The sequence below is a fragment of the Actinoplanes sp. KI2 genome (assembly GCF_025630775.1).
GTDB lineage: Bacteria > Actinomycetota > Actinomycetes > Mycobacteriales > Micromonosporaceae > Actinoplanes.
Map to the genome: position 1 here is coordinate 216,424 of NZ_JAOSZE010000003.1, position 15,660 is coordinate 232,083.

Here is a 15,660-nt window from a genome sequence, read left to right on the forward strand (position 1 = left end):
GGACGCCGCGCCGATTCGGCGGCGTTGGCCGGCGCCACCCGAGGGGTCGTGGCTGCGGACCGAACCAACCGCACCAACTTATCGGCGCGCCAAACAAAATCAAGTTCTCTGCACGGGAATTAAGGAAAAGGCCAGGTATGCGTTATTGATCCCGATAACGCATTGTCATTCGACGAAAACTGCGGGTTATTTCGACCCTCAAACTGGACTTTTCACCAGCTGCGCGGGAACCCACACGGTGGTGACCTTACGCTCGGCCCAGAACGAGAGGAAGGGGATCGTGCCGGCCGCCATCACCAGGATCATCCGCGGGAACGGCCAGTGGGCCCGGCGCGCCAGGTCGAAGGTCAGGGCCAGGTAGACCATGAAGAGGAAGCCGTGGATCGGGCCGACGATCGCGACCACGGTGTCGTCGCCGCCGAGGTACTTGAGCGGCATGCCGACCAGCACCAGCACGAGCAGTACGACGCCGACGATCCACGCGATGATGCGGTAACGGGTGAGTGCTCCCTGCACGGTGCGCTTCCTAATTCTGTTTGGAGTAGCCCGGATAGTCGGCCGGGCGGGCGCCGGGGTGGGCGGCCAGCCAGGCTAGATAGTCGTTGTACGCGGCCAGCTCGGGGTCGTCCGCGGCGGGCGGCGCCTGGATGGCGACCCGGACCGGCCGGCCGACGGTAACAGGCGCGCCTGGGAGCCGCTCCGGCTCGTCGGCCGTGTCCTCCGCCGGTGGCTGCGGCGGGTGGCGGACCAGCTGGACCTCACGCCACCAGAGGAACCCGAAGAACCCCGCGAAGACCGGCCACTCGAAGGTGTAGCCCCAGCTCAGCGTGTTACCCCCGCTGGCCCGGCTGAACTGCCACCAGCCCAGCGCGAGGCAGCCCGCGATCGCGGCGAGCGCGAGGACGTGGCGGACGATCCATGCCGGCGTCCACAGCCCCTTCATGCCCACGAGAGTACCGGCGAGGGTTTGGTGATCCGCGGCACGGGCAAGGGAGTTCCACCAGGTGATGACCAACGGAGGGATCGCGATGACCAACGCCGGCCCCGAGCTCGGGGTGGATCCGGCCACCCTCGGCGACCAGGACCTTTTCCGTGAGCTGGCCAGCCTCTACCGCGCCCGGCTCGCCACCCTGCGGCACGGCCCGGACGCGGCCCTGGACAACCACTTCCGCCGCACGGCCGATCTGGAGACCGAGTACATGGCTCGCTACCCGGGCCGCGAGGTCGACCCGAGCCGCCTCACCCAGGCGTTCTGAGAAGACGCCCCGTGTGGTGTGGCATGGGTCACACTGACTCATGGAATCATGGGCGGCGACCGACGGTTCTGTACAGATGTCGGTGTGTCCAGTGTCCCCGGGCCTCACCACTAATGCCTTCACGGAATACCGTTCGGCTGGAACCGTGTCGTGCCACTCGCCGAGAGGCGACATGCACACCGACATCTCGTACGGCGCCTCCGAGGTCATCTCGGGGGCGCCGACGGGTTTCACGGCCCTTCCGGGTGGGGTACCTCGTGATCCATGACTGCTGTCGAAACCACACGATAGGGGCATCTAGCTTCTGTGCGCGTCGATGGTCATGGCAATATGCCCCGCGTGTCTGCCCCGAATCGCCGGATTTCTGCGCCGAAGCGCGGCCCCGCTCGCCTGCTGAGCCGTCGCGCCCGCGCCCGTGGCGCGCGTGCGACGGTCCTGAGCGGCCCGCACGCGGTCGAACTCGCCGGACTCCTGCACGAGTTGTCGGTGCGGCTACTCGGCGCCGACAGCTTCGCCTCGGCGCTCGATCGCCTGGCGGCCTTCGTGGTCGGCGCGGTGCCGGGCACGGTGCGCTGCTCGGTCGCGCTGATCGGTGAGGGCGAGCCGCTCACCCGCACCGCCGCCGGGCCGTCCGGGGAGGGCGTCGACGAGATCCAGTACGCGTCGAGCACCGGCCCCGGACTTGACGCCGCCCGGTCCCGTTCCCTGGTCACGGTGGCCGACCTGGCGAGCGACGAGCGCTGGCCGCTACTGGCCGAGCCGGCTCGGGCGGCCGGGGTGCGGTCGGTGGTGGCCGTGCCGCTGGACGTGTTGCGCGCCGAGGTGGGTGCGGTCAGCCTCTACCTCCGGACGCCCGGCGGGCTCGGGCCGGACCAGCTGCTGACCGCGATGGCGCTGGTCAACCAGGCCGAGGTGCTGCTCAGCGAGTTGCGCCGGCGGGACGAGTCGGGCACCGACGCCGCCATCGTCGACCGCGCGGTCGGCGTGATCATCGCGCAGCGCGGCTGCGGCGTCCGCGAGGCCTACGACGTGCTCGGCGAGACCGCCCAGCGGCTGGGACTGGACCGGCGGGCCGTTGCCGACCGTCTGATCAAGGCCGCCGCACGCAACGCCTGACCGTCTGACCAAGAGACGGCGAGCCCGGACCGCGTGAACGGCCCGGGCTCGCGGTGCGGTGCTTCCGGCGTACGGGAAACCGAATTTGATCTTTAGCTGGACGTGCCGTCCTTGCCGACCGTGACCGGGGTGTCCGGCTCCTCCGGCTCGTCGCGGAGCGGACCCGCGCCGACCTCGCCGGGGACGCCGTCGCTGTTCTCCGCGGCCAGGATGTCCGCCTCGCGCTGGGCCTGGGCCGAGCGGTGGGCGAGCGGGATCTCCGGCAGGAAGAAGACCACGATCAAGCCGACGATCATGACGGCCAGGGCGATCACGAAGACCACCTGGATGCCTTCCGAGAAGCCGACCTTGAACGGGTGGGCGATCGCGTCGGCGAGCCGGTTGATCCAGGAGGTGTCGCTCAGGTCGCCGTTGCCGGTCGCCGCCTGCAGCGCCTTGGCCTGCTCGGGATGGCTGCGCAGGGCCTGCTGGTACTCGGTGGTCGACGCGGCCGAGGTGTACGCCCCCTTGATCTTATCGGGGAGCACGTTGAAGAGCACGGAGAGGAAGACCGCCGTGCCGAGCGTGCCGCCCATCGACCGGAAGAACGTGACCGAGCTGGTCGCGACGCCGATCTCCCGGGGGTTCACCGCGTTCTGCACCGCGGTGATCATCGGCTGCATGTTGCCGCCCAGGCCGAGGCCCATCACCACCATGATCAGCATGGTCTTCCAGAGGGCGGTGTCCGCGTCGATCCGGGTGAACAGGAAGAGCGCCACGACCATCAGACTGCTGCCGATGATCGGGAAGATCCGGTACCGGCCGGTGCGGGCGATCAGCTGACCCGCGGTGATCGAGCCGGCCATGATGCCGACCACGAACGGGATCATCTGGAGGCCGGCGATGGTGGCCGAGGAGCCCTTCACGATCTGCAGGTACAGCGGGACGGTCATCAGGCCGCCGAACATCGCCATGCCGAGGATCGCGCTGGAGGCCGCGCCGACGCTGACCGTGCGGTTGTTGAACAGCCGCAGCGGCAGCAGCGCCTCGTCCTTGTAGGCGCGCTCGGCGATGATGAACGCGATCAGGCCGACCGCGCCGATGACGTAGCAGAGGATCGCCCAGCCGGAGTCCCAGCCCCAGTCGCGGCCCTGCTCGGCCACGGTCAGCAGCGGCACCAGGCCGACGATCAGGGCGATCGCGCCGGGCCAGTCGATCCGGTGGTCGACCCGGTGGTGCGGCAGGTGCAGCACCTTGGCGACCACGGCCATGGCGGCGATGCCGATCGGCACGTTCAGGTAGAAGACCCAGCGCCAGCCGTCCACCCACAGGATCGTGTCGGCGCCCGCGAAGAAGCCACCCAGGATCGGGCCGAGCACGCTCGCGGTGCCGAAGACGGCGAGGAAGAAGCCCTGGTAGCGGGCCCGCTCGCGGGGCGGCACGATGTCGCCGATGATGGCCAGCGCCAGCGACATCAGACCGCCGGCGCCGATGCCCTGGATGGCGCGGAAGGCGGCCAGCTCGTACATGTTCTGGGACAGGCCGCAGAGCATCGAGCCGGTGATGAAGATGCCGATCGCGAACAGGAAGTAGGGCCGCCGGCCGTAGATGTCGGACAGCTTGCCGTAGAGCGGCGTGCTGATCGTCGACGTGATGAGGAACGCCGTGGTGGCCCAGGCCTGCAGGTTGAAGCCGTTCAGGTCGTCGGCGATGGTCCGGGTCGCGGTCGCCATGATCGTCTGGTCGAGCGCGGCCAGGAACATGCCCATCATCAGGCCGCCCAGCACCGTGAGGATCTGGCGATGGGTGAAGTCCGCCGAGCCGGCCTTGTCCGGCGGCGCGGCGGCGGAGGGGTTGCTCACGCGTGCTCCCGTTGTGGTGGCGCGGCCGGCTCGCTACGCAAACGCGCCTCGACCGCGGTGTTGAATTCGATGAAGAGCTCGACGAACGCCTCGACGCGCTCGGCCGGCCAGCTGCCCAGCACCTCGGCGAGGAACGCCTCGCGGGCGTCGTGCAACTTCCGGCAGGCGGCCAGGCCGTCCTCGGTGATCGCCAGGCGAGCGGCGCGCCCGTCCTCCGGGTCGGCCTCGCGCCGGACCAGCCCCGCCTTCACCAGCTGGGCGGCCTGGCGGCTGACGGTGGACGGGTCGGCCTGTTTCGCCTCGGCGAGGTCGGTGACCCGCATCGGGCCGAGGAACCGCAGCGGGAACAGCAGCATCAAGGCGGAGAACTCCGCACCCAGGTCCCCGCTGTTGAGCATGCCCTTTGCGCGCGCGCCGAGCCGGAAGAACCGCATGATCTCGTCGGCGAGGCGCGCCTCGGGCCGGGTGTTTTCGGCCGCTTCGTTCACTTCATGCCGCCTAGGCCGAGCTTGAATGATGCATGCAGCCTACAACTTGTTGTATGGCCAAAGCATTCACCCGACCGCGCTACGGAAGGTGACGCCTATCGCATCCGCCAAACGGTGGTCGTCAGCTCGTCGGCCTCCTCCAGCGCGGCGGCGACCGGCACCGTGTACTCCGCCAGGGGCTCGAACAGCCGCTCCGGGAAGAAGCCCCGCCCGGGGTCGCCGACCAGGACCTGTTTCTGTCTCTGCCGCCACCGCCGTAGCTGCCGGTCGATCTGCTCGGCGACCGTCGGGCTGTAGAAGACGTCGCCGGCGAGAATCACGTCGGGGTCGGTCTCGCCGTCGCTCAGCGTGACGTGGTTGGCGGCCGCGTTGCGGTGCGCGGCGGCGACCGCTTCCGGATCGACGTCCGTGACGGTCACCGCGGCGGCGCCGGCCAGGGCGGCGGCGATCGCGGCGACGCCGGAGCCGGTGGCGAGATCCGCGACGTGCCGGCCGCGGACCGTCTCGGGGTGGTCCAGCACGTACCGCGCCAGGGCCTGGCCGCCGGCCCAGACGAAAGCCCAGAACGGCGGCGGCCGGTCGCTGCGGTACTCGTTGCCGGTCAGGTCGAAGAGGCCGACCGGGCGATCCACCAGATGCAGGGAGATCTCGGGCGCGAGCGGCACGGGGAGCAGCGTGGTCGGGAACGGCACCCGGCGATTCTGCGTCACCGGGCGGCCTGCGCGCGCCAATTCGCCCGCGGCCCGGGCGTCAATTCGCTTGCGGCGCCGCGCGCTGGGTGGCCGCTCAGCCGGCGGCGGCGCGCTCTGGGTGGCCGCTCAGCCGGCGGCGCTGCGCTCTGGGTGGCCGCTCAGCCGGCGGCGCTGCGCTCTGGGTGGCCGCTCAGCCGGCGGCGGCGCGCTCTGGGTGGCCGCTCAGCCGGCGGCGCTGCGCTAGTTGGCCGCGACCTCGGCGGCCGGCGGCCAGGCCATCAGCAGCTTCGCGCGGTACTCGCTGCGGGACTCGGCGGCCCACGGCTCGTCCTCGTCCGCCAGCAGGGGGTGGGTAGCGAGGAACGCGGCGGCGGTGAGCGGCTTGACCGCGCGGTCGGCGGGGCGGTTCGCGGCGGCGGCGATCAGCTCGTCGAACCGAGCCACGTCGATCCGGACCCGCTCGGGGTCGAGCCGCAGGCGGCCGCGGTGCGCGAGAATTACCGATTCGCGCGGATTGACGCCCGGTTCCAGATGTGCCCGAAGAACCGACAAGTCGGCCTCGACGGACTTCTTGCCCGTGCCCAGCAGCTCGGCCAACTCCGAGATGGACACCTCGCCACGCAGCGCGAGCAACGCGAGCAGGTGGCGAGGCCGGTCGCCGCCGAAGTCGGCGCCCGAAAGGCGAACGCCCCGGGTACGCACCTCGACGCGACCGAAGAGCTGGATGTCGAACATGAATAGAAACTCTGCGTCTGGCAAAGTTGACCGGCAAGGCCCAATGCTAGGGGGCACCTCAACCGAAAGACTGGTGATCGCGACCGCTTGGGCGCATCCTTCTGCCGGGCGTACTGACGGAAGGGATCCGGCCGACGCCGCGGCAGCCTGTTGGTAGGGCAAAGTTCAGTGCTGGTACTCCTTAGACTTCCCGAGGTCCGTTCGGTTTGAAAGGTGGCGCATGAACAACGGCGTAGCGATCAGCGTCCTCGTCGTCGACGGCCACCAGACGTTCGCCGAGTTGCTCGGACATGCGCTGGCAGGCCAGCCCGACCTCGAGTACGTGGGACACGCACGCACCGGCGCGGAGGCGCTTCAGCTGGCCGCACAGCTGGTTCCGGACGTGATCCTCCTCGATCCCGATCTGTCCGATGCGGACGGCATTGCGATCGCCGAGCTGATTCGCGTTCGCCAGCCGGACACTCGTGTGGTGATCCTCACCGCCAGTGATGAGGGCGCGCTCGTCGGGCGGGCCACCGCGGCCGGCGCAGCCGGTTTCCTCTCCAAGAACGGTGCGCTCGGTGACGTGCTCAACGCGTTGCGCACCGCGCACGGCGGCGGCATGACCGTCTCCACCGACATCCTGGCCCGGCTGCTGCGCAGCACCTCTCCGGCGGTCGCGCCGCGTAGCAGCGGCCTCACCGTGCGGGAGGATGAGGTGTTGCACCTGATGGCGGCCGGGTTGGACGCTCGCGCCATCGCCCGGCGGCTCGGCATCAGCCTGCACACCTGCCGCGGCTATGTGAAGGCTGTACTGGCGAAACTCGGCGCGCACAGCCAGTTGGAGGCGGTCGCGATCGCCACCCGGCGGGGCCTGATCCGACCCGGCCGGCAGTAACGCTAAGTAGTTCTGGCCAGCACTCATCCGGAAGAAGTTCGAATACGTACCTCTGTTCGGGGTAGCCGGGTTGCCGGCGATTGCGACAGGGGAGAACCATGGACCGGGTAGCTGATGACGCCGCCGCGTCCGAAGTGGCCGCAGCCGACTCGCGTGGGGACACTCTTTACCGCCGCCCGGTCGCTCGCCCGCCGGCCGCCGCTACCACCGGTGGTTCATGGTCCACGGAGGGTACTGGGCTTCCGCCGGTGTTCTCCAAGGCCGAGCCGCCTCCGCCTCCGCCGTCGCGCTCACCGGAGCCGCCGGAGTACGGGCCAGCGACACCAAGTGGGACAAGCCGGGCATCGTACGGCTTTTCCGCGGGGCCGATCTCTCCGGTCCGGCACGGGCCGACCTCCGCGCCGCCCGCACCGGCGGCGTCCGGCGCGAGCTGGCCGCCGCCTCCTCGTCTTGATCCCGACACGACGGACCAGGCTTCCGGCGCGCTACGAGGGCCCTCCGGCGCGCTGCGGGCGCCCTCGGGTGAGCAGCGGGTCGCCCAGCGTTCGCCGGCCGCGCCGTCCGGCGCGCTACGGGCGTCGTCGGGTGAGCATCGTGTCGCCGACCGCTCGCCGGCCTCGTCGGTGCGTTCGCCGTCGGGTGAGCGTCGCGGTGGCGATCGGTCGCCGGGCTCCTCGGTGCGTTCGCCGTGGGGTGAGCATCGGGGTGGCGATCGTCCGCCGGCCTCGTCGATGCGCGCGCCGTCGCGTGAGCATCGCGTAGCCGAGCGCGCCGGGGCCGAGACGCCGCCGCCGCGACAGTCGCGCGCCGTCACCGTCGGTATCGTGCTGCTCAGCGCGCTCGTGCTGGTACTCGGCTCGATCGCCGGGGTCGCCTACTTCGCCGGCGACGACAAGGACCTCACCAGCGTGCTGCAACTCGGGGCCGGCGGCGCCAAGACCCGTACGGTCTCCGCGCCGCTGGACAACCGCAGCAAGGCCAGCTTCGAGCTGCTGGCCGGCGCGACCTCGGTGCACGTGACGATCGGCGAGCTCGGCGACGACCTCTACCGGATCTCCACACCGGACGACGCCGGCATCCGGCCGAGCCCCACGATCCGCGACGACGCCGTGAAGCTGCAGGTCAGCAAGGACGGCGACGGCACCGGCGGGGAGATCGAGGTGGTGCTGGCCGCGAAGGTGCGCTGGCAGCTGCGCTTCTCCGGGTACGCCGAGAAGCAGCTCATCGACGTCAGCGGCGGTCAGGTCAGCGGCGTCGAGATGGTCGCCGGAGCGAAGCAGGTGCAGCTCACGCTGGCCCGCCCGACCGGCACCGTGCCGCTGAAGTTCAACGGGGCGGTGGACAACCTGGTGCTCAAGTCGCCGGCCGACAACCCGATGCGGATCAAGTTGGGCGGGGGCGCGCAGACCGTGGTGGCCGGCAGCCGCACGCTCAAGGACATGGCGGCCGGTTCGACGCTGACCCCCAAGGGCTGGAACACCACCGACCGGTACGACGTGACGGCCGGCGCCCGGATCACGGCGCTCACCGTGGAGAACGCGTGACCCGGGCCTGACCGGCGCTACCTGCTCAGGGGCCCCGGCACCACGTGCTTAGGAGCCCCGGCACCACGTGCTTAGGAGCCCCGGCGCTACGTGCTTGGAGCCCCGGCGGCTACGAAAGGACGCGCAGCCGGACCGTCTGCTCCATGCTGCGCAGCTGCTCGAGCACGTCGTCGGCGTACCCGCCGCTGATGTCGGTGATCAGGTAGCCGTACTCGCCGCGGGTGCTCAGCAGCTGGCCCTCGACGTTGACCTCGTGCTGGGCCAGGATGCTGTTGACCTTGGCCAGCACCCCGGGCGTGTTGATGTGGACGTGCACGATCCGGCTCATGCCGCTCTGCTCGGGCAGCGCCACCCCCGGCAGGTTGACGCTCAGCGTGGTGTTGCCGTCCTTGACGAAATGGGCCAGCTTGTTGGCCACGAAGTCGCCGATGTCGGACTGCGCCTCCTCGGTCGAGCCGCCGATGTGCGGGGTGAGGATGACGTTCGGCAGGCCGCGCAGCTCGGAGAGGAACTCGTCGCCGCGGCCCTTCGGCTCCGTCGGGAAGACGTCGACCGCCGCGCCCGAGATGTGCCCGCTGGTCAGCGCGTCGCGCAGGGCCCTGTGGTCGATCACGATGCCGCGCGACAGGTTGAGGAACAGCGCGCCCGGCTTCATCCGCTTGAACTGCTCGGCGCCGAAGAAGCCGGCGTTGCCCGGCCGGCCGTCGACGTGCAGGGTCACCACGTCCGAGGTCTCCAGCAGTTCCTCGATCGAGGCGCAGCGGTGCGCGTTGCTCAGCGCGAGCTTGTCGGCCGTGTCGTAGAACGAGACGTGCATGCCCAGGTTTTCGGCGAGCACCGAGAGCTGTGTGCCGATGTTGCCGTACCCGACGATGCCCAGCCGGCGGCCGCGGATCTCGTGCGCGCCCTCGGCCGATTTGTCCCACACGCCCTCGTGCATGAGCGCGTTCTTCTCGGTGAGCCGGCGGGTCATCGCGATGATCTCGGCGATGGCCAGCTCGACCACCGAGCGGGTGTTGGAGAACGGTGCGTTGAAGACCGCGATCCCGGCCGCGGACGCCGCGTGCAGGTCGATCTGGTCGGTGCCGATGCAGAACGCGCCGACCGCGACCAGGCTGTCGGCCGCTTCGAGGACCTTGGCGGTCACCTTGGTCTTGGAGCGGATGCCCAGCAGGTGTACGCCACGGATGCGCTCGAGAAGCTCGGACTCGTCGAGGGCGTTGCGGACGGACTCGACGCTGTATCCCTCGGCCTCGAGCCGGGACACCGCGTCGCGGTGGATGCTCTCCAACAGCAGGACTCGCACCTTGGCCTGGTCGCTCATCATGTTCCGTTTCGTGAGAATTTTGGCCGGTCCGGGCCGCCACGCCGAAGCCCAGACCCCCCAGCCTAGTGCGCGGCCGGGCCCGGTCCGGGCGGGTGTGCCGGACCTCCCATCTGGGGAGATCGCCGTAACCGCCCGCGGGTGGTCACGGCTCCCGGCGGCGGTCGGATCAGAGACGCTCGCGCAGCCAGGGGCGGATGGCGTCGGCGGCGCCCCGCTGGAACGCGCGAACGGTGGGGATGCCGGGCGGCGGAGGGAGCCGGCACACGTATTCGAACATGCCGTCGATCCCGGCGATCACGTCGGTGACCACGCCCGGATCGATGCCCTCGAACACCCTGGCCGGGTCGCCGCCCTTGACCATCACATCCAGCCCGAGCAGCAGCCGGTCGAGCCAGGCCGGCCCGACGCAACCCCACGGCCAGTCGACGATCATGACCCGCCCGTCCGGCCGGATCAGCATGTTGTCCGCCCGGATGTCGAAGTGCACCAGCGTGTCGCCGGTCGCGATGGCGGCCACCCCACGGTCGGCCGCGGCCCACAGGTCGTCGAGTCGCTCGGCGAGCCAGGGGTCGAGGTCGCCCGGCGGGTCGGCGGCGATCCGGTGCCACCCGGCGAAGTCGCCCGCCGCGGCGTCGACCGCGGTGGGCACGCCGGGCACCGGGGACGGGGTGACCGCGGCCGCCAGCTCGGCGAGAGCGCGCACGGCCGCGTCGATCTCGCTCTCCACCCAGGGGGTACGCGGGTTGGCGCCGTCCACGTCCTCGAGGATCAGCACAACCCACTCGCCGTCGTCGAAGCCGCCCAGCATGCGCGGCACCGGGGCGTGCTCGGGCAGCGCTGCGGTGATCCGCATCTCCTGCCGGGCGAGCTCGGCGGAGCGTACGTTGATCGCCGGGGTCACCGCCTTGACGAAGGCGCGGCGGCCGGAGTCGGTGACCACCCGGTCGGCCGTGCCGGGGGAGAAGCCGCCGGCCTGCGAGACGGCCGACACCACCCGGCCGTCGCCGATGATCTCCTCGGACCGGGAGCGGACGGCCTCGGGCAGGTCGTGCCAGCCGATTCGCACCCTCGCCTCAGTCATGGGGCCGATCGTGGCAGAGCGTCCGGCGAACGGCGACCGGGTTTCGTCGCGGAAGACGTCGCGGGAAGATCAAGCCGAATGGCGGCGTTCGGGGTAGATACCACATCCGGCGTACGGATCTTTTACCTCTGGGGGATGACGCCTGAATCGTGGGAAATCGCGAGCATGAGTGGTGGGTCGCTGAGGCAAGCTCGAAGAGGGGTGTGCATGGGGTCGCTTGCGTGGGCTGTCGCTCTCTCCGTGCTGTCCGCCGCGAGCTACGCGGGCGCGGCCGTCGCCCAGGAGCGGCTGGCCTGGAACCGCCATCGCGGCCTGGGGCGCTGGGCGGTCGCACTGGTGCTCACCGCCGGCGGCGTCAGTCTGCACGTGCTCGCGCTCAACTTCGGCACGCTCGCCGTCGTGCAGGCGCTGGGCACCCTGACCCTGCTGTTCGCGCTGCCGATCTCGGCCCTGCGCTATCGGGCGCGGATCGGCCTGCCCGCCTGGATCGACGCCGCGCTCACCGTGGCCGGCCTGGCCCTGATTCTGTCGCTCTCGGTGGAGTCCACCGAGCCGGCCCTGCTCGCCGAGGACGCCGGCCGGTACGTCAGCTTCCTCACCCTGGCCGGCGTCGGGGTGCTCACCACCGCGGCCGCGATCACCCACTCCGCCCGCTGGCGGGCCATGCTGCTGGCCACCGCGGCCGGCGTCGCCTTCGGCATCTCGTCGGTGCTGTGCAAGGCCCTGCTCACCGCGTTCCTGGAGCACGGCGTCCGGGCGGTCTCGGTGTTCCTCACCGGCATGGTGGTGCTGCTCTCCGCCGGCGGCTACCTCTTGGGCCAGCTCTCCTATCGCGGCGCCGGCCTGGCGACGCCGCTGGCCACGGTGAGCGTGGCCAACCCGATCGTGGCGGCCATCGCCGGCATCCTGCTGTTCGACGAGAGCTTCCGCTTCGGCGCCGCCGGCCGGGTGGTGGTCGCGGTCGCCGCGGTCGTGATGACGCTCGGCGTGATCGGCCTGTCCCGCCGCACGGCCACGCCGGCCGCATCGGCGGCCCCGGCCGAGCCGCTGGACTTTCCGCACGGCAACCGGCTGCGCGAGGCCAGCGAGTACTGAATCGAGGCCGGCGAGTACTAAATCGCGCGGGGCAGGGCGACCCGTACGGTCAGGCCGCCCTCGTCGCGCGCCTCCGCCTCGACGGCGCCGCCGTGGGCCTTCGCGATCGCCCGGACGATGGACAGGCCCAGGCCGGCGCCGGGGGAGTGGACGCGTTCGGCGTTGTAGCGGCGGAACGGTTCGAACAGGCCGGGGACCTCGTAGCGGGGAATGACCGGGCCGGAGTTGCTGACCTCGACCACGGCCCATCCGTCGGGGCGGGAGAAGCTGCGGACCTGCACCCAGCCGTTCGCGGGGAGATTGTGCCGGACGCCGTTCTCCACCAGGTTTTGCACGAGGCGTTCCAGCAGCTCCGGATTGCCGGCGACGGTCGCCTCGGCGGGCTCGGCGATCACCTTTACCGTGTCCGACACCGCCACGTGGTCGACGATGTCGGCCAGGTCCACAAAGGAGCGCTCGTGTACCGGGCGATCGGACTGCGCCAGCAGCAGCAGGCCGTCGATCAGCCGGCCGTGCCGGTCGTTGATCGCCAGCAGCGTGGTGCCCAGCTGGCGTACCTCCTCGGACGGTGACTCGGCGGCGAGCGCGACCTCCAGCAGCGTGCGGTTGAGCGTCAGCGGCGTGCGCAGCTCGTGCGAGGCGCTCGCGATGAAGCGGCGCTGACCGTCGAAGGCGTGGTCGAGGCGGTCGAGCATGACGTCGAAGGTGTCGGCCAGCTCCTTGATCTCGTCCTTCGGGCCGGTCAGCGCGATCCGTTCGTGCAGGCCGCGGTCGGCGTCGGGCGGTGCCGCGGCGATCCGGCTGGCGGTTGCGGTGATCTGGTGCAGCGGCTGGAGCATGCGGCCGGCGACCAGCCAGCCCAGCGCGATCGCGGCGGCGCTGACCACGGCCAGCGCGATCAGGCCCTGGGTGAGCAGGGTGTGCAGCGCGGTGGTCTGGGTGCCGTCCACCACCCGCTGCACGAACTGCTGCGGCTGGGTCTCCAGCGCCACGCCGGGCAGCGAGTCGGGCGAGACGTCCCCGCCGACCCGGCCGGCCGCGATCGGCAGGCGCTGCTGCACCAGGATGTACGTGGCGCCGAGCAGCACCATGCCGGCCAGCACGAACAGGCCGCCGTAGACGAGGGTGAGCCGGGCGCGGACGGTCAGTCTCATGGAATGCGATACCCCACTCCCGGCTCGGTGAGCACCACGGGCGGCTCGCCCAGTTTGCGGCGCAGCTTGAGGATCGTCATGCGGACCGCGTGGGTGAACGGGTCGGCGTTCTCGTCCCAGGCCTTCTCCAGCAGGGTCTCGGCGGAGACCGCCGTGCCGTCCGCCCGCAGCAGCTCGGCCAGCACCGCGAACTCCTTGCGGGACAGCGGCACGTAGCGACCGTCCCGGTGCACCTCGCGGCGGTGCGGGTCGAGGCTGATGCCGGCCCGGCGCAGCACCGGCGGCGCGGCCGGGCGAGCGCGGCGGCCGAGCGCGTTGACCCGGGCGGAGAGCTCGCGGAAGGCGAACGGCTTGGGCAGGTAGTCGTCGGCGCCCAGGGCGAGGCCGTCGACCCGGTCGTCGACGCCGGCCGCGGCGGTGAGCATCAGGACGCGAGTTTCCGACCCTTTCTCCGCCAGCCGGCGGCACACGTCGTCGCCGTGCACCACCGGCAGGTCGCGGTCGAGCACCACCACGTCGTAGTCGTTGACGTCGGTGCGTTCGAGGGCGGCGGCGCCGTCGTACGCGACGTCCACCGCGTGCGCCTCGTGCCGCAGGCCCTGCGCCACCGCGTCGGCGAGCAGGGGCTCGTCCTCGACCACCAGGATCCGCATGCCTCCATCCTGCCCCGCGCGCGTGTCAACTCGGCGTCACCACATTCGCTGACGGCCAGGAAACGGGGCGATCGGTCTACTTCCCCCGAGACGACTGAGGAAGGAGAAACCGATGCGAACCCGAACGGTCGGTCTGGTCGTGGTGCTGGCGCTGGCGCCTGCCGCGTGCGCCCGCGGCGGGACCAACGACCCGCAGGTGGCCAGCGCGCAGAACGCCACGCCCAAGGCCAGTGCGAGCGCGACGGCGAGCGCGAAAGCGGACGATCCGGACGCCCCGCTGAAGTTCGCCCAGTGCATGCGGGCCCACGGCATCTCGTGGTTCCCGGATCCGAACAACGGAAAGAGCTCGATCATGATCCCGAAGGGCCAGGACCACACGAAGTTCGACGCGGCCCAGGAAGCCTGCAAGCAGTACATGCCCGACGGCGGCGAGATGCACAAGCCCACCGCCGAAGAGCTCCAGCAGGCGCGCGACATGGCCAAGTGCATGAGGGCGAACGGCATCCCGAACTTCCCGGACCCGAACCCGGACGGCGGGATCTCGATCGACTCGAAGAAGCTGGGCACCGGGCCGGACGACCCGCTCTGGAAGAAGGCCGAGGCGGCCTGCACGCAGTACATGCCCAAGGGCGCGCAGCAACACACCGAGCACCTGGGCGGCGGCAGCGGGGGCCTCACGACCCAGGGGCACGGGGCGTGAGCGCGCGACGGACCGCCGGCGTGGTCGCCGGGGTGGTGACGGTCGGTGCGGTGGCCGCCGCGGTCACCGTCTTCAACCTGCCGGACGCCGAGAGCAGCAGCGGCTCGAACGGCACCACCGCGACGGACACGGCCGACATCGTCAAGGAGACGCTGATCGACCGGGAGTCGCACGACGGGACCCTCGGCCACGGCAACACCACGACGCTCGCCTCGCGGGGCAGCGGCACGGTCACCTGGCTGCCCGCCACCGGCTCGACCGTGAGCCGGGGCAAGGCGCTCTACCGGCTCGACAACAAGCCGGTGGTGCTGCTGTACGGCAGCCTGCCGGCGTACCGGACGCTGCAGAGCGGGGTGAAGGGCGCGGACGTCCGGCAGTTCGAGAAGAACCTCTGGGCGCTCGGCTACCGCGGCTTCACGGTCGACGACAAATACACGGCGTCCACCGCCGCCGCGGTCAAGGACTGGCAGGACGACCTCGGCCTCAGCAAGACCGGCACGGTGGACACCAGCCAGATCCGGTACGCGCCGACCGCGGTCCGGATCGACTCGTTGAGCTCGGAGAACGGCGCGACCGTCCAGCCCGGCGCGGACATCCTCAAGTACACCGGCACCGCGCTGGTCGCCACCGTCGACCTGACGATGGACGCGCAGCGGCTGGCCAACCAGGGCGCCACCGTGCAGATCGAGATGCCGGACGGCAAGACGGTCCCCGGCCGGATCGTCAAGGTCGGCACCACCGTGCAGCAGGGTCAGGGCGACGAGCCGGACACCACGCTGATCGAGGTGACGATCGCGTTCTCCGGCGCGCCCAAGGGCCTGGACGACGCCTCGGTCTCGGTCGGCTTCACCGCCGCCGAGCGCAAGAACGTGCTGACCGTGCCGGTCGCGGCGCTGCTCGCGCTCGCCGAGGGCGGGTACGGCGTGCAGGTCGTCGACGGCACGACCACGAAGATCGTCGCGGTGCAGACCGGGCTCTTCGCCGACGGCAAGGTCGAAGTATCGGGGGACGGCCTGGCCGCTGGAATGAAGGTCGGGATGCCGGTATGACCGCCTGCACCGAGCGGCACTTGCGCGAGTTGCGCGCTCAGGCCGCAGGCGA

General features: G+C 70.9%; 18 protein-coding genes. 8 read left to right on the forward strand and 10 right to left on the reverse strand.

All coding sequences use genetic code 11. The features are described 5' to 3' along the window. Positions 1–198: 198 nt before the first annotated feature. Both ODJ79_RS04370 and ODJ79_RS04375 read right to left on the reverse strand, forming a co-directional pair. The gene (locus tag ODJ79_RS04370) at positions 199–516 is read right to left on the reverse strand and encodes a DUF3817 domain-containing protein (protein ID WP_263021998.1); all 318 of its coding nucleotides are present in this window, start codon (positions 514–516) and stop codon (positions 199–201) included. A 10-nt stretch (positions 517–526) separates the two neighbouring features. After that, positions 527–943, reverse strand: coding sequence for a hypothetical protein (locus ODJ79_RS04375; protein ID WP_263021999.1), 417 nt, complete (start codon positions 941–943; stop codon positions 527–529). A 64-nt stretch (positions 944–1,007) separates the two neighbouring features. On the opposite strand from ODJ79_RS04375, the gene ODJ79_RS04380 reads away from it, so the two are divergent. Continuing rightward, positions 1,008–1,256, forward strand: coding sequence for a DUF6158 family protein (locus ODJ79_RS04380; RefSeq protein WP_263022000.1), 249 nt, complete (start codon positions 1,008–1,010; stop codon positions 1,254–1,256). 339 nt (positions 1,257–1,595) lie between these two features. Beyond that, positions 1,596–2,372: a GAF and ANTAR domain-containing protein gene (locus tag ODJ79_RS04385; RefSeq protein ID WP_263022001.1), complete on the forward strand. Its 777-nt coding sequence runs from the start codon at positions 1,596–1,598 to the stop codon at positions 2,370–2,372. 92 nt (positions 2,373–2,464) lie between these two features. Here the strand turns inward: ODJ79_RS04385 and ODJ79_RS04390 are convergent, their stop codons facing one another. The 4 genes from ODJ79_RS04390 to ODJ79_RS04405 all read right to left on the reverse strand — a co-directional run bounded on the left by ODJ79_RS04390 (position 2,465) and on the right by ODJ79_RS04405 (position 6,128). After that, positions 2,465–4,213, reverse strand: coding sequence for an MDR family MFS transporter (locus tag ODJ79_RS04390; RefSeq protein WP_263022002.1), 1,749 nt, complete (start codon positions 4,211–4,213; stop codon positions 2,465–2,467). Next, positions 4,210–4,701, reverse strand: a complete 492-nt coding sequence (locus ODJ79_RS04395; RefSeq protein WP_263022003.1) for a MarR family winged helix-turn-helix transcriptional regulator — start codon at positions 4,699–4,701, stop codon at positions 4,210–4,212. The genes ODJ79_RS04390 and ODJ79_RS04395 overlap by 4 nt, the downstream gene beginning before the upstream one ends. A gap of 95 nt (positions 4,702–4,796) precedes the next feature. After that, a complete protein-coding gene (locus ODJ79_RS04400) occupies positions 4,797–5,393 on the reverse strand; it encodes a class I SAM-dependent methyltransferase (protein WP_263022004.1) in 597 nt (198 codons plus the stop codon). 240 nt (positions 5,394–5,633) lie between these two features. Then, the gene (locus tag ODJ79_RS04405) at positions 5,634–6,128 is read right to left on the reverse strand and encodes a hypothetical protein (protein ID WP_263022005.1); all 495 of its coding nucleotides are present in this window, start codon (positions 6,126–6,128) and stop codon (positions 5,634–5,636) included. Positions 6,129–6,348: 220 nt separating this feature from the next. On the opposite strand from ODJ79_RS04405, the gene ODJ79_RS04410 reads away from it, so the two are divergent. From ODJ79_RS04410 to ODJ79_RS04420, 3 genes are all read left to right on the forward strand, one after another. Then, positions 6,349–7,005 (forward strand): response regulator, encoded by a 657-nt coding sequence (locus ODJ79_RS04410; RefSeq protein ID WP_263022006.1) that lies wholly within the window; start codon positions 6,349–6,351, stop codon positions 7,003–7,005. A 217-nt stretch (positions 7,006–7,222) separates the two neighbouring features. After that, positions 7,223–7,459, forward strand: coding sequence for a hypothetical protein (locus ODJ79_RS04415; protein WP_263022007.1), 237 nt, complete (start codon positions 7,223–7,225; stop codon positions 7,457–7,459). 370 nt (positions 7,460–7,829) lie between these two features. Further along, the gene (locus tag ODJ79_RS04420; RefSeq protein ID WP_263022008.1) at positions 7,830–8,549 is read left to right on the forward strand and encodes a hypothetical protein; all 720 of its coding nucleotides are present in this window, start codon (positions 7,830–7,832) and stop codon (positions 8,547–8,549) included. A 109-nt stretch (positions 8,550–8,658) separates the two neighbouring features. On the opposite strand, the gene serA is transcribed toward ODJ79_RS04420, so the two are convergent. Both serA and ODJ79_RS04430 read right to left on the reverse strand, forming a co-directional pair. Further along, complete coding sequence (serA, locus tag ODJ79_RS04425) at positions 8,659–9,876, reverse strand: phosphoglycerate dehydrogenase (protein ID WP_263022009.1); 1,218 nt, start codon at positions 9,874–9,876, stop codon at positions 8,659–8,661. 166 nt (positions 9,877–10,042) lie between these two features. After that, complete coding sequence (locus tag ODJ79_RS04430; RefSeq protein ID WP_263022010.1) at positions 10,043–10,957, reverse strand: aminoglycoside phosphotransferase family protein; 915 nt, start codon at positions 10,955–10,957, stop codon at positions 10,043–10,045. Positions 10,958–11,164: 207 nt separating this feature from the next. On the opposite strand from ODJ79_RS04430, the gene ODJ79_RS04435 reads away from it, so the two are divergent. After that, on the forward strand, positions 11,165–12,052 hold the full coding sequence (locus tag ODJ79_RS04435; protein WP_263022011.1) for a DMT family transporter: 888 nt from the start codon (positions 11,165–11,167) through the stop codon (positions 12,050–12,052). A 17-nt stretch (positions 12,053–12,069) separates the two neighbouring features. Here the strand turns inward: ODJ79_RS04435 and ODJ79_RS04440 are convergent, their stop codons facing one another. After that, entirely contained in the window at positions 12,070–13,206 is a 1,137-nt protein-coding gene (locus ODJ79_RS04440) for a sensor histidine kinase (protein ID WP_263022012.1), read from the reverse strand. Next, positions 13,203–13,859: a response regulator transcription factor gene (locus tag ODJ79_RS04445; protein ID WP_263022013.1), complete on the reverse strand. Its 657-nt coding sequence runs from the start codon at positions 13,857–13,859 to the stop codon at positions 13,203–13,205. Before ODJ79_RS04445 ends, ODJ79_RS04440 begins: the two co-directional genes overlap by 4 nt. Positions 13,860–13,971: 112 nt before the next feature. On the opposite strand from ODJ79_RS04445, the gene ODJ79_RS04450 reads away from it, so the two are divergent. Together ODJ79_RS04450 and ODJ79_RS04455 are read left to right on the forward strand one after the other, a co-directional pair. Then, a complete protein-coding gene (locus ODJ79_RS04450; RefSeq protein ID WP_263022014.1) occupies positions 13,972–14,559 on the forward strand; it encodes a hypothetical protein in 588 nt (195 codons plus the stop codon). Continuing rightward, a complete protein-coding gene (locus ODJ79_RS04455) occupies positions 14,556–15,608 on the forward strand; it encodes an efflux RND transporter periplasmic adaptor subunit (protein WP_263022015.1) in 1,053 nt (350 codons plus the stop codon). Before ODJ79_RS04450 ends, ODJ79_RS04455 begins: the two co-directional genes overlap by 4 nt. Positions 15,609–15,660: the final 52 nt, after the last annotated feature.